The organism is Phenylobacterium immobile (ATCC 35973), from assembly GCF_001375595.1.
GTDB classification, from domain to species: domain Bacteria; phylum Pseudomonadota; class Alphaproteobacteria; order Caulobacterales; family Caulobacteraceae; genus Phenylobacterium; species Phenylobacterium immobile.
In genome coordinates, this window is record NZ_CVJQ01000001.1 from 2,280,516 (window position 1) to 2,294,579 (window position 14,064).

A 14,064-nucleotide genomic window follows, 5' to 3' on the forward strand; every position below is an offset into this window, starting at 1 on the left:
CCCACGCCGCCCGGGACACGTGGCCGGGGCATATACAAAACGCGGGTTGGATTCAACGCGTTCGTAAACTCTTCACCTTCGCTATGAACCAAACGCCTCGGCCCCGCGCTAAAGGGGCAGGAACAGCAGCCGCGACAGGTGGCCCGTGAAGACACTACTCGCAGGGATCGCCGCAGCCGCCAGCCTGGGCGTGATGTCTGGGGCGGCCATGCAACCCGATCTGGAAATGGGCGCCCGTCCGGCCGGACCGCAATATTACGCCGGCGGCGACGCCCGCGTGGCCGGACCCTTCGAAGACAGTCCCCTTCAGATCGCCCAGACAGCATACATCTCCGGCGGCAAGGCGCCGGATTACGTCTATGGCACCGACTGGACCCGGATCAGCGAGCCCGAGCGCTATGAGGTGATCCCCGCCCAGCCTGTCTTCGTCACCTACAACGACCCACCGCACGAAATGGACGAACCGGCCGAGCGCTATGAGCCCGGCGACGCGCCGCCGGAGGCCTTCACCCCGGCCGAGACGGAAGACCAGGCCGCCGCTGGTGTCCAGGACCCCGAAGACCTCGGCTGATCCCCCTCGCCTTCGACCCGCCCTGGGGCTAACAGGCGGGTCATGACTGACGACGCCTACCAGATCATCGCCCACGGCCCCCGCGCCATCGCCGAGGCCGCCGCTGAGGCGATCGACGCCGAACCGGCCACCGAGATGCTGACCTATTCGATCCTCGAGGAAGACGAGGATCACGATGTCTGGCGCATCGACGCCTTCCCTACGAGCGACGAGGAAGCCGCCGCGCTCAAAGCCGTCCTTGCGGGGTTCGAACTCCGCGTGGCCACCGAGGTTCTGGCCGACGCGGATTGGCTGGCGATGGCGCTGTCGGGCCTGCCGCCGGTGCGGGCCGGCCGCTTCTTCGTCTATGGCGCCCATGACCGCGGCCTCGCGCCGCCGTCGACGGTCAACCTGCGTATCGAGGCCGGCGCCGCTTTCGGCACCGGACACCACGGCACCACCGTCGGCTGCCTCCTGGCCTATGACACCCTGCTCAAGCGCCGCAGCTTCAACCGCGTCCTGGATGTCGGCTGCGGCACGGGGGTTCTGGCCATCGCCGCCTCGCGCACCGGCAGCCGCGTCGCCGTCGGCACCGATATCGACCGACCCAGCGTGCGGATCGCCAATGAGAACGCTTCGCTGAACCGGTCCGACGCGCGCTTCGTCCACGCCTGGGGCCTGAACGACCGCAAGGTGCGCGTGTCCGCCCCCTACGACCTGGTCTTCGCCAACATCCTCGCCCCGCCGCTGGTGGCCCTGGCCAGCGACATCCGCGACGCGCTGAAGCCCGGCGGCCTGGCGATACTTTCCGGCCTGCTGCGGACCCAGGAACGGCGGGTGTTCGCCGCATACCGTTCGCGCGGCTTCCACCTCGTTCGGCGTCTTCGCCGCGACGCCTGGTCCGCCCTGGTGTTGAAACGGCCTTGAGGCCGTCGGCCTGCCCTGTAAAAGATCACCAAAAGCAAATTGGAGGCACGGCCATGTCGGACACCACGGACAATACTTCGGGCAAAGAACCGAGCCTGCTCGGCTGGTGGCTGCTTTTCCTGGCCGGGGTCGTTTTCTCGATCGCGCTCGCCTACGTGCTGGTGAACGATCGCAATCAGGCCGAGATGCACAAGGGCGAAGGCAAGACCATAGCTGGGCCGAAGTCCGGACACTGAGGACTCACGCGTCCCGGGAGGAACCGAGTTCGCAAAACCACGTTCGGCTTTCGACGGCCAAGCGGCGCCTGCACGGGCGGTCGCCGCGGCTGCGATGCGGAGAAGCCGAAATGACCGAAATCCATCACACCCCTGAGACGGTCGTGATCCGCAAGGAACGCGGGACCGCCAGCTGGTGGATCGCCGCCCTGGTGGCCGTGATCGCCGTGGCCATCGTCGGCTACATGCTTTCGGCCGACCGGAACCAGGCAGACCTGCAGGCCGCCCGCGACCAGGGCGCGGCGGAAGCCACCCTCGACGCCGCCACCGCCTCGGCCCAGATGGCCGCGGCCCAGGCGACCCAGGCCGCGCGTAGCGCCGCCGACCAGGCCGCGCAGGCGACGCAAGCCGCCGCCAACACCACCGCCCAGGCCGCCCGCGCCACGGCGAACGCCGCCGACGACATGGCCGCCGACGCCTCGACCACCGAGCCCGTCACGCCGCAATAGCCGCAAGGCTTGGCGCACGCCTGCGGAAGCGCTTACATCTTCCCTATGCGCCAGACCTTCAGCGAAAGCACCGACCCGTCCTTCGGCCCGCGCCATGTGCCGCTGATCCGGCAGGCCATGGCGCGCCAGGGTCTGGACGCCTTCCTCGTGCCGCACGAGGACGAGCACCAAAACGAGTATCTGCCCGAGGCTAACGACCGCCTGGGTTGGGCCACTGGCTTCACTGGTTCAGCCGGCGCAGCCGTGATCTTTCAGGACAAGGCGGCGATCTTCGTCGACGGCCGCTACACTCTGCAGGTGCGCGATCAGGTTGACGCCGCGACCTTCGAGATCCGCGACCTCGTCGACGGCGGCGTGACCGCCTACATCACCACCGCAGCCGCCAAGGGCCAGTCGATCGGCTATGATCCGCGCCTGCACAGCCCCGATGCGCTGGCCCGTCTCAAGCTGGCCGCCGCCCGCGCCGGCGCTGAACTGAAGGCTGTCGCCGCCAACCCGCTGGACGAGGCCTGGGGCGCTGAGCGTCCCGCCCAGCCCGTCGCTCCGGTGGTGCCCCACCCCATCGAGTACGCCGGCGAAGAGTCCGCGGCCAAGCGCGCCCGGCTGGGCGAGAGCCTGAAGGCCGCCGGCGCCGACGCCGCCGTCATCACCGCGCCGGCCTCCATCGCCTGGCTGTTCAACATTCGCGGCGGCGACGTCATCCGCTCGCCTCTGCCTCTGTCCCAGGCGATCCTCCGCGCCGACGGCACGGCCGTGCTGTTCCTCGACCCCGCGAAGGTGACGCCGGACCTGCCCGCGTGGCTCGGAAATGAGGTCAGCCTGGCCAAGCCCGACGATCTTGCCTCCTCGCTCGTCGGCCTCGCCGGCAAGAGCGTGCTGGTCGATCCGGCCCAGTCATCGGCCTGGTTCTTCGAGACCCTGGAGAGCGCCGGCGCCCGGACGCTGCGGGCCGAAGACCCCTGCGCCCTGCCCCGCGCCGCCAAAAACGCCGTGGAGATCGAGGGAACCCGCCGGGCCCACGCCCGCGACGGCGTGGCGCTCACCCGCTTCCTGCACTGGCTGGCGACCGAAGGGCAGAACAACCCGCCCGACGAGATCACCGCCGTGCGCAAGCTGGAGGGTTTCCGCGAAGAGACCGGCCTGCTGAAGGACCTGTCCTTCGACACCATCGCCGGCGCCGGCCCCAACGGGGCCATCGTCCACTATCGACCCACCGCCCGGCTGAACAAGTCGGCCGAAAAGGGCGCGCTCCTGCTGGTCGATTCCGGCGCCCAGTATCTCGATGGCACTACCGACGTCACCCGCACCGTCGCCATCGGCGAGCCGAGCCGCGAGATGGCCGAGCGCTTCACCCTGGTGCTGAAGGGCCACCTGGCGCTGGCGGCCGTGCGCTTCCCGGCCGGCACCACCGGCTCGGCGCTCGACGTCCTGGCCCGCCAGGCGCTCTGGGCCCACGGCCTCGACTACGACCACGGCACCGGCCACGGCGTCGGCTCCTATCTCGGCGTGCACGAAGGGCCGCAACGGATATCCAAGTCGCCATCGGCCGTGGCGCTCAAGCCCGGCATGATCCTGTCGAACGAGCCCGGCTACTACAAGGAAGGCGGCTACGGCATCCGCATCGAGAACCTGCAGGTCGTCACCGAAGCCGCCCCGATCCCAGGCGGCGAGCGGCCGATGCTGGGCTTCGAGACTCTGACCTTCGCGCCCATCGACCGCCGCCTCGTCGTGCGCGAACTGATGACCGACGGCGAACTGGCGCAGCTCAACGCCTACCACGCGAAAGTCATGGACATCGTCGGCCCGAACGCTCCCGACGACGTCCGCGCGTGGCTGGAACTGGCCTGCGCCCCCATCTAGACCATGATCTAGACCGCAAGCCGGCCCTCGACGACGGTGACGCAGGCCCCGCCGATCGTCACCGCGCCCTCCGGCCCGACGGTGACGTCGACGCGACCAGCCCGGCCCACACGCTGGCCCTGCGCCGCGACATAAGCTCCGCCCTGCGCCGGCAAGAGACCGCGCCGGAATCGATAGACGGCGACGCTACCGTTGCCGCTGCCGCAGACGGGGTCTTCGTTGACGCCGGACGATGGCGCGAAAGAGCGGACCTCGACGCCGTCTGCGCCGGCGCCGGAGACGGTGATCCCGGTCGCGCCGATCCGTCGTTCAAACTGGGCCATCGCGCCATAGTCCGGCTCCAGCCCGACCACGGCGGCCGCGTCCGCCAGTTCAGCGACCAACCAAACCGGCCCGACGTTGACCATCGCCGGCGTCGACCCCGCCAGGATCGGCGCACCGAGCACGGCCTCTAATGTCGCGACATCGGCTTCGGGCAGGCTGGCCATCTCGGCCGGCGGCAGTTCGAACGCCAGGGACCTGTCGCCGACGCTCAATCGCACCAACCCCACGGCGCATTCCTGCACCAGGACGCCGCCACGGGCGCTCGCCCGCCCCGCCTCCAGCGCCGCATGCGCGCTGCCCAACGTCGGATGGCCGGCGAAGGGCAGTTCGTCCACCGGCGTGAATATCCGCACGGCATAGTCCGCCTCCGGCGACGTCGGCGGCAGCAGGAACGTCGTTTCCGACAGGTTCGTCCAACCTGCGATCGCCTGCATCTGCGCGGTCGTCAGCCCCTCCGCGTCCAGCACCACCGCCACCGGATTCCCGAGCAGCGGCGTGCTCGTGAAGACGTCGACGACCTTGTAATTGCGAAACATACCGGGCCAGCTTTCGGCGGAATTGGCGTGGAGGCTCCAGCAAACATGAACCCAGCCTTCTCGCCAATCGCACTCTCGCGCCGCCAAGCCATCCTCATCGGCGGCGCCGCAGCCATGGCGCCGCTCAGCGCCTGCTCCGCTCAGCCGGCGGACCAGGTCACGCCGACGCCTCGCTTAGAAACCCGCGGCCTCGACCCGACGCGTATGGCCGCGACGGTCACAGCCGCCGCCGCCCTGCCGCGGATCCGTTCCCTGCTGGTCCTGCGCCACGGAGAGACCTTGGCCGAGCACCGCTTCAACGGCGACCCGCCTCTGGAGCGGCCCGTGAACATCAAGTCGGCCTCCAAGTCGGTGATGTCCGCCCTGGTCGGCGTCGCCATCGCCAAGGGGGTGCTGACGGGCGCGGACCAGACCGTGCTCTCCGTCCTGTCCGCCGACGCGCCAGCCAATCCGGACCCCCGCCTCGGCCGCCTGACCATCGGCGACCTGCTGTCCATGCGCTCGGGCCTGCAGCGCACGTCCGGCGAATTCTATGGCCGCTGGGTCTCCAGCAAAAACTGGGTGCGCTATGTCCTGGCCCAGCCTTTCGTCGATGAACCCGGCGGGCGGATGATCTATTCCACCGGCAACACCCATCTGCTGTCGGCCATCCTGACGCACGCGTCCAAGCGCAGCAGCCTGGCGCTTGCCCGCGAATGGCTGGGCGGGCCGCTGGAAATCACCATCCCGCCCTGGCCCGCCGATCCGCAAGGCGTCTATTTCGGCGGCAACGACATGCTGCTGTCGCCGCGCGCCCTGGCCCGTTTCGGCGAGCTTTACCGCAACGACGGCCGCGTGGTCGGCGCCCAGGTCATCCCGCGAGACTGGATCGCCGACAGTTGGACGCCGCGCGCCGTCTCACCCTGGAGCGGCAATCAGTACGGCTACGGCTGGTTCATCGCCCAGGTCGGCGAACACCCGGTGCGCTTCGGCTGGGGCTACGGCGGCCAGATGGTCTACGTCGCGCCGAGCCTGGCCCTCACCGTCGTCATGACCTCCGTTTCCACCGCCGCGCGCGAACGCGATCACATCCAGTCGCTCCACCGCCTGCTGTCAGACGGGATTATCCCCGCGGCGGCGCTTGGCGCGACCTAGCCCACCACGCGCATGGGCTGGCCCACCAGGAACGCCGCGATGTTCTCGACCGTGTCCTCGTAGAAGCCGCGCATGGTCTCTTCGGTCACATAGCCAAGATGCGGGGTCAGCAGGACGTTAGGCGCCGTGCGCAGCGGATCATCCACGGGCAGCGGCTCCTCATCAAAGACGTCCAGCGCCGCACGGATCGCGCCGGACCGCAGCGCGGCCAGCAAGGGCGTGGCCTCGACGATCGGTCCGCGCGAGGTGTTCACCAGCAGAGCTCCCGGCTTCATCCGCCCCAGGTCTTCAGCGCCGACCAGGCCCCGGGATCGATCGCTCAGCACCAGGTGGATGCTGAGGATGTCGGACTGGCGAAACAGCTCATCCTTCTCGACGCGCTCGACGCCGACAGCTCGCGCGGCCTCGGCGGCGAGGTTCTGGCTCCAGGCGATCACCCGCATGTCGAACGCCTGCGCCACGCGCGCCACGCCGCGACCCAGGCGGCCGAGCCCCAGCACCCCCAGGGTACGGCCGGCCACCTGCGCGCCGGCGGTTGTCTGCCAGCCGCCCTGCCTCATGCCCTGGGCTTCCTCGACGATGTGGCGCTGGGCGGCCAGGATCATCCCCCAGGCGAGTTCGGTGGTCGCCCCGCCCGTGCCCGGCCGCATGTCTGTGCCGCAAACCGTCACGCCGCGCGCCTTGGCCGCCTCCAAATCCAGCGTGCGATGCCCCCTGCCGGTGATGGCGATCAGTTTCAGGTTCGGCAGGGCGGCGATCAGCTGGGCCGGGAAGGCCATGCGTTCGCGCATGTGGCAGACGATGTCGAAGGGCGCGAGCGCCTGCGCCGCCTCGTCTTCGCTCAGATGGCGATCGAAGACCGAGATCTCATGATCGGCCGACAACCGGGACCAGTCGGCGAACCGTCGGGCCAGCTGCTGATAGTCGTCCAGAATTGCGATCTTCACGCCGATCTCCTCACCCTTCCCTGCCCCGCCTGGACGATCACCGTCTCGCCATCGCGCAGCGTCCGTAAAGGCTGGCCCCGCTCCAGCATGGCCTGGGCGGCGCGCTCGGCGGCCGGGGCTTCCGGATGGTCGGAGCGGTAGTGCGGCACGATGGTGTAGTCGAGTAGCCCCAGGCCCTGCCATACCGGCTCGGCCGCATAGCCTTCTGGCGCGACGGCGGGGTCGTCCATCAGCTCGATGCCCGCAAGGTCCGGCCCGGCGACGACCGCGCCCGCGCTCCAGCCGCCATAGATCAGCGATCCCTCGTCGATCCGGCGGCGGATGATGTCGTCGAGGCCGCTCTGCCGCATCGCGCGACGCAGGAGGAAGGAATTGCCGCCTGTCGCCCAGATCAGCCGCGTGCTCTTCAGATTGGCGAACAGGATCGCGCGACGGCCGAAATAGGTCCGCAGATCAAGTTCGTAGGGCTTCAGCTTGCGCTCACGGAAAGTGGCCAGGACGTCGAACGCCTGATCGGCGTACGCCTGCCGCTCCACGTCAGGAACATGGTCGACGGCGTTGCTGACCACCGCAACCTCAGCGCCCCGCGGCAGGGCCGCCACCAGCTCTTCAAAGCGGTCGCCCATGCGGTGGGAAGACAGATAGAGCTTCATCTAACGGCCGACCCCGTAGGCGCCGCCCCGCGCCTCCGCAGCCTGCCAGGCGGGCCGAGCGTGCATACGGTCGATCCAGGCGTCCAGGTTCGGATAGTCGGCCAGCACGCCCATGCCGCGCGCCGCTTCAGGCACGAAGCTCATCTGGATGTCGGCGCCGGTCAACGCATCGCCGACAAAGAACGCCCGGCCATCCAGAACGTGCTCGATGAAGGACAGGTGATTGGCGATCTCACCGTCGATCCGCGACTTGAGCGGCGCCCCCGCTTCGCCCAGCCGTCCAACATAGAGGTTCAGCATCAGCGGCAGCATGGCGGAGCCCTCGGCGTAATGGAGCCACTGCTGGTAGAGATCGTAATCCGCGCTGGCGACGTCCGGCGCGAGGCGCCCGCCCCCATGCCGGCGGATGATGTGATCGACGATCGCCCCGGACTCGATCAACGTCAGCGGACCGTCCGTGATCACCGGGGACTTGTCCAGCGGATTGACCGCCAGCAACGCCGGCGGCGCAAGACGAGTCTTGGCGTCGCGCTGGTAGACTTGGAGTTCATAGGGCAGCCCCAGCTCCTCCAGCAGCCACAGGATACGCTGGGAGCGGGAATCGTTCAGGTGGTGGACGACGATCATGGGGGTCCTTCGACAGGCGGCGCTTGCCCTCAGCTTAGCGCTCATGCAGGCCAGGATGCTGATGTTTTGCCTTACGCGGTTCGAGGGTCGTGACTGCGCTGGCCACCAATGACGATGTCATGATCGAACAAGCCCACCGATGAGCCAGCTCGCCTCGATGATGATCCTGACGTCCGGCGCGGCCCACGCCGTGGTCAACGCCATCCTGAAGTCGGGCAAGGACAAGATGTCGAGCCGGGCGCTCATCGATGGATCGAGCGCAATCCTTGTCCTGCCGGCGCTATTCTTCCTGCCGCCGCCGCACGGGGCGTGGGGATGGTTGGCCGCGTCATTCGCCATCCATCTCGTCTACCTGATCTGCCTCATCAAGGCCTTCGAAGGCGCCGACATGAGCGCCGCTTATCCGATCATGCGAGGCTCAGCGCCGGTCTTGGCGTCGCTGTTCGCCGTGGTCGTTCTCGGCGAACGCCTGAGCGCCTCGGCGGCGGCTGGCGTCGGTTTGGTCTCGGCTGGCACACTGTTGATCGCCAGCGGCCACCGCACAAACAAGCGGATGCTGCTGTGGGCCTTGGCCACTGGCGCCTCCATCGCGGCCTACACCGTGGTCGACGCTGCAGGAGTCCGCGCGTCGCCGAGCGCGCCCAGCTACATCGCCTGGGTCTTTCTTTCCCTGGGCTTCGGGATTGGCGCGATCTTCGCCATCTGGCGCGGACCAGCGTTCCTCCTGGCTGCACGGGCGGAGTGGAAAGCCGGATTGGCCGCCGGCGCGCTGTCAGTCGTGACCTACGGCCTGGCGCTCTGGGCCTATCGCCTGGATGACGTGCCCCGCCTGGCCGCTCTTCGGGAGACCTCGATCCTCTTCGGACTGCTCATCGCCGTCCTTGTCCTGAAGGAGCGTGCGCCCGTCTTGCGCATCGCAGGCGCCCTCACGATCGCGCTGGGAGCAGCGATCCTTCTGCTCACACCTTGAGGCGTCGTTCCGGCGGGCGCTCCAACCCGTGGGATTATTCGCCCGACGCCGCCGCCCAGACCGCCAGCTGGGCCGCAAAGGCGCGCTGGAACGCCGGCCGCGCTTCGCCGCGGGCGAGGTAGGTCATAAGGTTCGGGTGCGCCTCCAGCAGCCCCGAGCTTTTGGCGCGGAACAGGACGCCGACCATCATCAGGTCGCCGGCGCTGAAGTCGCCGTCCAGCCAGTCGGCCTCGCCCAGGCGGGCCGACAGTTGCTGCAGGGGTTTGCGCGCGCGGGCCAACACCTCCGGCAGACGCGCGTCGAACCAGGGCTTGTCGCGCTCCAGCAGTTTGGCGATCTCGATCTCCACGAACCTCGGCTCCACCGAGTTCAAGGCGGCGAACATCCAAGCGATGGCGCGGGCGCGGGCGTGTTCGTCCGCCGGCAGCAGGCCGCCGTGGATTTCGGCGATCCGCAAGACGATGGCGCCGGATTCGAAGAGGGCCAGGTCGTCCTCCTCATAGGTCGGGATCTGGCCGAAGGGATGCAGCGCCATATGCGCCGGCGCCTTCATCTCGGCGAAGCTCACCAGGCGCACGTCATAGGGCTGGCCCACTTCCTCGAGCGCCCAGCGCACGCGCATGTCACGCGCCATGCCGCGGCCCTTGTCCGGCGATTCCTTGAAGGCGGTGATCGTGGGATTCATCGGCGTCCTCCAGTCAGTCGTCCTCTCAGGACGAATGGGAAGTGCGGCTTGCGACGTGGCCGCGCAACAATTCTAGCCGCCCGCCAGCGCCAGCCATTCGTCCTCGGTGATCACGTCAATGCCGAGGTCCGTCGCCGTCTTCAATTTCGAGCCCGCCCCCGGTCCGGCCACGACCAGGTCGGTCTTCTTCGAGACGGATCCCGAGACCTTCGCGCCGAGCGCCTCGGCCTGGGCCTTGGCTTCGTCGCGGGTCATCTTCTCGAGGGCCCCGGTGAAGACGATCGTCTTGCCGGCGACGGCGGTGTCGCTCTTCGGCCGTTCGGCCGGGATGACGGAAAGCTCGGCCAGCAAGCTGTCGACCAGCACACGGTTATGATCCTCGCCGAAGAACTCGGCGATCATCCGCGCGGCGACCACGCCCACGGCGTCCACAGAAGCGACCTCGATAAAGGCGTCGCCGGGCGTTTCTGCAGCGCCCTGTTTCGCCGCCGTTTCAAACGTCGCCCAGTCGCTGAACCGCACCACCAGCGCCGCGCGGGCGCGGCTGTTCAGCTTGGGAATCGCCAAGCGCAGGTGGGACTCAAAACTGATGTCCTGCGGCGCCAGGATCGTCTGGCCGCTGCGGGCGAACTCCAGCACCGCCGAGACCGCCGTTGGCCCGAGCCCCTCGAGGTTGGAAAGCTCCGCATAGACCGGGCCCGCCATCTGCTCGGCGGCCGCCTTCGCCGTCTCGACGAAGCGCTCGACCGTTTCGAAATGACGGGCGAGTGCGAGCGACGTCGTCTCGCCCACGTGACGGACGCCTAAGCCGTAGATGAACCGGTCCAGCGCGATGTTGCGGCGGGTCTCGATGCTCTCCAGCAGGTTGCCGACGCTCGTCTCCCCGAAACGGTCGAGTTGCAGCATCGCTTCGCGATGCTCGTGCAGGCGAAAAATGTCGGCCGGTGAGGCAAGCCAGCCCTGCTCAGTGAACAGCGTCAGCTGCTTTTCGCCTAGTCCTTCGATATCGAACGCCCTTCGCGAGACAAAGTGGCGCAGATGCGCCAGCCGCTGGAACGGGCAGGCGAATTCGCCGGAACAACGCCGCACCACCGTCGCCGCGCCGGCCGCCGTCGTCTCGCGCTCCAAGGGTGTGTGCAGCGGACAGGGGCAGTGGGTCGGGAAAGCGAAGGGCTCAGCCTCGGCTGGCCGCTCGTCTAGAACAACGCTGACAATCTGCGGAATAACGTCGCCGGCGCGTTGCAGGATTACTGTGTCGCCGACGCGGATGTCCTTGCGAGCGATCTCGTCGGCGTTGTGCAGGGTGGCGTTGACCACCACAACCCCGCCCACCGTCACCGGATGCAGCCGCGCCACCGGCGTCACCGCCCCCGTGCGGCCGACCTGGATGTCGATCGCCTCCAGGACCGTGCGGGCCTGCTGGGCCGGGAACTTGCGCGCGATCGCCCAACGCGGCGTGCGGGTCACGAACCCGAGACGATGCTGCCAGTCCAGCCGGTCGACCTTGTAGACGACGCCATCGATATCGTAGGCGAGCTTGGGCCGGACGGCCTCCATGGCCGCATAGGCCGTCAGCAGCCCATCGGCGTTCTCGACCCGGCGGCTCTGCGGCGTCGTCGCAAAGCCCCAGGTCTTCAGCGCCTGCAACGCGTCCCACTGGCTCCTGGCGAAGGGCGCGCTCATGGCCCCCCAGGCGTAGGCGAAGAAGGCGAGCGGCCGCTGAGCCGTAATCTTCGAATCGATCTGGCGCAGCGACCCGGCCGCAGCGTTGCGCGGGTTGGCGTAAGTCTTCTGGCCGGCTTCCGTCGCCGCGGCGTTCAGCGCCAGAAACCCCTCATGGCTCAAGTAGATCTCGCCACGGATCTCGATGACCTCGGGCCAGCCCTCGCCGCTCAGACGCTTGGGAATGTCGCCGATCGTGCGGACATTGGCCGTCACGTCTTCGCCGACCCGGCCATCGCCGCGCGTCGCGGCCTGGACCAGCACGCCCCTTTCGTAGCGGATCGAACAGCTGAGGCCATCGATCTTCGGCTCGGCGGTATAGCTGACCGTCTCATCGGCGCTCAGACGCAGGAACCGACGGACGCGCGTATCGAACTCGACCGCCTCTTCGTCGGCGAACGCATTGTCGAGACTGAGCATGGGCGCACCATGCTCGACCGGGGCGAACTTCTCGGAGCGCTGTGCGCCGACCCGGAGAGACGGCGAATTCTCGGGCGTCAGGTGCGGGAACCGCGCCTCCAGGGCGAAGGCGCGGATTTTCAGCGCATCATAATCCGCGTCCGAAATCGTCGGCGCGTCCTCGCCATGATAGCGCAGGTCGTGGGCGGCGAGTTCATCGGCCAGGCGCACCAGCTCCTCGGCCGCATCGGCCTCGCTGATCTTGTCGACGGGCGTCTCAGGCATCCATGAGGGCCCTGGCGGCGGCGCGGGCGGCGTCAGTGATCTGCGCGCCGGCCAGCATGCGGGCGATCTCCTCTTCGCGCTCGGCGGGATCGAGGGTCTCCACGGCGGTTCGCGTGCGCTCGCCGTCGCCGGCCTTGGAGATCCGCCAGTGCGCTTCGGCCCGCGCGGCGACCTGCGGCGAATGGGTGACGACCAGCACCTGGGCGTCCTTCGCCAGGCGCTTCAACCGCAAGCCCACGGCGTCGGCCACAGCGCCGCCCACGCCCTGATCGACTTCATCGAAAATCATCAACGGCTGCGGCCCGCCGCTGCGCCCCGCCAACGCCGCCTTCAGCGCCAGCGCGAAGCGCGCCAGTTCGCCCCCTGACGCGATCGCGCCCAGATCGCCGAACGGCGCGCCTGGATTGGTGGCGATTTCAAAGGCCACCCGATCGGCGCCGGCTGGGCCGATACGGCTCTCGTCGAGCCTGTGGACCGCGACGTGGAACCTCGCCTTATCGAGTTTCAACGGCGCCAGTTCCGCCATCACCGCCGCGGACAGCCGCTCGCCCGCCGCAATCCGGCCTGCAGTCAGCTTCGCAGCGCTCGCGCGGTAGGCCTCGGCGGCCTGCCCGGCGACCGCGTGAGCGGCCTTCAGGTCGTCATCGGCGGTCTCAACGGCGCGCAACCGCTCGGCGAACCGGACCCGCAACATCGGCAACTCCTCGACGCTGACGGTCAGCTTCCGCGCCAGCGCGCGCAAAGCAAACAGCCGCTCCTCGGCCTTTTCCAGCCGATCCGGTTCAAATTCGAAAGCCTCGGCCGCCGTATCCAGGGCGGCCTCGGCCTCCTGCGCCTCGATCAGCACGCGATCCAGAGACTCGGTCGCCGCGCTCAGCCGTGTCGCGGTCGCGCCCGCCGCGGCCGCGCCGGCGGTAATAGCCCGTTCCCGCGCACGCTCCACCGCTCGCACGGCGCCGGCGACCTTGGCGGACAGGCCGTCGAAAGCCTCACGGGCCTGAGCGATGTCGGCCAGCGCCTTCTCCGCCGCGCCCAGGATGGCGCGTTCCTCGGCCAGCTCAGTCTCTTCGCCGGCGCGCGGCTCCAGGCGATCAAGCTCCGCCAGACGCTGGGTCAGTTCCTCTGTCTCGGCGGCCGAGCGCGTGGCTTCAGTCTCCAGCGCCTCGACCCGTTCACGCGCCTCTCGCCAGAGCTTCCACGCCCGCCCCGTCTCAGCAACGGCGTCGCCGAGCCCGCCAAAGGCGTCCAGCAGGCCACGATGCGTGCGCGCGTCCAAGAGGCCCACCGTCTCGTGCTGGCCGTGGACTTCCAGCAGAAGGTCGGCGACCTCCTTCAGGACGCCTACGCCGGTCGCCTGGTCGTTGATAAAGGCGCGGCTCCGGCCATCGGCGCTCAGCGTCCTGCGCAGCATCAGGTCTTCGTCCCGGGCGTAGCTCAATCCCTTGTCGTCGAGGAGCTCCCAGACCGGGTGATCGGCGGCGGGCGCAAAGACCGCCTGGGCGGCGGCCTGGGCGGCGCCGCGACGCACGAGGCCAGCGTCGGCCCGCGCGCCGGTCGCCAGGCCCAAGGCGTCAAGGATGATAGACTTGCCCGCCCCGGTCTCGCCGGTAAGCGCGGTCAGCCCCGGCCCGATCGACAGGTCCAGGGACTCGATAAGCACCACGTCGCGGATCCAGAGGCCGATCAGCATGGTTCGCAAGATCGCCTGGAATCACCCGGTT

14 protein-coding genes are annotated in these 14,064 nt (G+C 68.8%); 7 read left to right on the forward strand and 7 right to left on the reverse strand.

The genetic code is table 11. The annotated features are described in order from the left end of the window. Positions 1–145 precede the first annotated feature (145 nt). From BN1313_RS11200 to BN1313_RS11220, 5 genes are all read left to right on the forward strand, one after another. Entirely contained in the window at positions 146–571 is a 426-nt protein-coding gene (locus tag BN1313_RS11200) for a hypothetical protein (RefSeq protein WP_141653126.1), read from the forward strand. A 42-nt stretch (positions 572–613) separates the two neighbouring features. After that, positions 614–1,477: a 50S ribosomal protein L11 methyltransferase gene (locus tag BN1313_RS11205; protein WP_091740462.1), complete on the forward strand. Its 864-nt coding sequence runs from the start codon at positions 614–616 to the stop codon at positions 1,475–1,477. Positions 1,478–1,530: 53 nt separating this feature from the next. Beyond that, positions 1,531–1,713: a hypothetical protein gene (locus tag BN1313_RS11210; protein WP_091740465.1), complete on the forward strand. Its 183-nt coding sequence runs from the start codon at positions 1,531–1,533 to the stop codon at positions 1,711–1,713. Between the two features lie 110 nt (positions 1,714–1,823). After that, positions 1,824–2,201, forward strand: coding sequence for a hypothetical protein (locus tag BN1313_RS11215; protein WP_091740469.1), 378 nt, complete (start codon positions 1,824–1,826; stop codon positions 2,199–2,201). 45 nt (positions 2,202–2,246) lie between these two features. After that, positions 2,247–4,061 carry an aminopeptidase P family protein gene (locus tag BN1313_RS11220; protein WP_091740472.1) on the forward strand — a complete coding sequence of 605 codons (1,815 nt, stop codon included), beginning with the start codon at positions 2,247–2,249 and terminating at the stop codon, positions 4,059–4,061. Between the two features lie 8 nt (positions 4,062–4,069). On the opposite strand, the gene BN1313_RS11225 is transcribed toward BN1313_RS11220, so the two are convergent. Beyond that, positions 4,070–4,921 carry a PhzF family phenazine biosynthesis protein gene (locus BN1313_RS11225; protein WP_091740475.1) on the reverse strand — a complete coding sequence of 284 codons (852 nt, stop codon included), beginning with the start codon at positions 4,919–4,921 and terminating at the stop codon, positions 4,070–4,072. Between the two features lie 45 nt (positions 4,922–4,966). Between BN1313_RS11225 and BN1313_RS11230 the strand changes: the two genes are divergently transcribed. Further along, complete coding sequence (locus BN1313_RS11230; RefSeq protein ID WP_245620170.1) at positions 4,967–6,055, forward strand: serine hydrolase domain-containing protein; 1,089 nt, start codon at positions 4,967–4,969, stop codon at positions 6,053–6,055. Here the strand turns inward: BN1313_RS11230 and BN1313_RS11235 are convergent. Genes BN1313_RS11235 through BN1313_RS11245 form a run of 3 tightly spaced genes read right to left on the reverse strand, consistent with a single transcriptional unit; the run spans position 6,052 to position 8,282 of the window. Beyond that, positions 6,052–7,002 (reverse strand): D-2-hydroxyacid dehydrogenase family protein, encoded by a 951-nt coding sequence (locus tag BN1313_RS11235; RefSeq protein ID WP_218054350.1) that lies wholly within the window; start codon positions 7,000–7,002, stop codon positions 6,052–6,054. The genes BN1313_RS11230 and BN1313_RS11235 overlap by 4 nt on opposite strands. After that, complete coding sequence (locus BN1313_RS16755; protein WP_091740481.1) at positions 6,999–7,655, reverse strand: Type 1 glutamine amidotransferase-like domain-containing protein; 657 nt, start codon at positions 7,653–7,655, stop codon at positions 6,999–7,001. Before BN1313_RS16755 ends, BN1313_RS11235 begins: the two co-directional genes overlap by 4 nt. Next, complete coding sequence (locus tag BN1313_RS11245) at positions 7,656–8,282, reverse strand: glutathione S-transferase family protein (RefSeq protein ID WP_091740484.1); 627 nt, start codon at positions 8,280–8,282, stop codon at positions 7,656–7,658. It lies immediately after the preceding gene. A gap of 139 nt (positions 8,283–8,421) precedes the next feature. On the opposite strand from BN1313_RS11245, the gene BN1313_RS11250 reads away from it, so the two are divergent. After that, positions 8,422–9,252 (forward strand): DMT family transporter, encoded by an 831-nt coding sequence (locus BN1313_RS11250; RefSeq protein WP_091740487.1) that lies wholly within the window; start codon positions 8,422–8,424, stop codon positions 9,250–9,252. A gap of 34 nt (positions 9,253–9,286) precedes the next feature. On the opposite strand, the gene BN1313_RS11255 is transcribed toward BN1313_RS11250, so the two are convergent. From BN1313_RS11255 to recN, 3 genes are all read right to left on the reverse strand, one after another. Continuing rightward, a complete protein-coding gene (locus BN1313_RS11255; RefSeq protein ID WP_091740490.1) occupies positions 9,287–9,937 on the reverse strand; it encodes a glutathione S-transferase family protein in 651 nt (216 codons plus the stop codon). A 72-nt stretch (positions 9,938–10,009) separates the two neighbouring features. After that, complete coding sequence (gene ligA, locus BN1313_RS11260; protein ID WP_091740493.1) at positions 10,010–12,343, reverse strand: NAD-dependent DNA ligase LigA; 2,334 nt, start codon at positions 12,341–12,343, stop codon at positions 10,010–10,012. Then, on the reverse strand, positions 12,336–14,033 hold the full coding sequence (gene recN, locus BN1313_RS11265) for a DNA repair protein RecN (protein ID WP_091740496.1): 1,698 nt from the start codon (positions 14,031–14,033) through the stop codon (positions 12,336–12,338). The genes ligA and recN overlap by 8 nt, the downstream gene beginning before the upstream one ends. Positions 14,034–14,064: the final 31 nt, after the last annotated feature.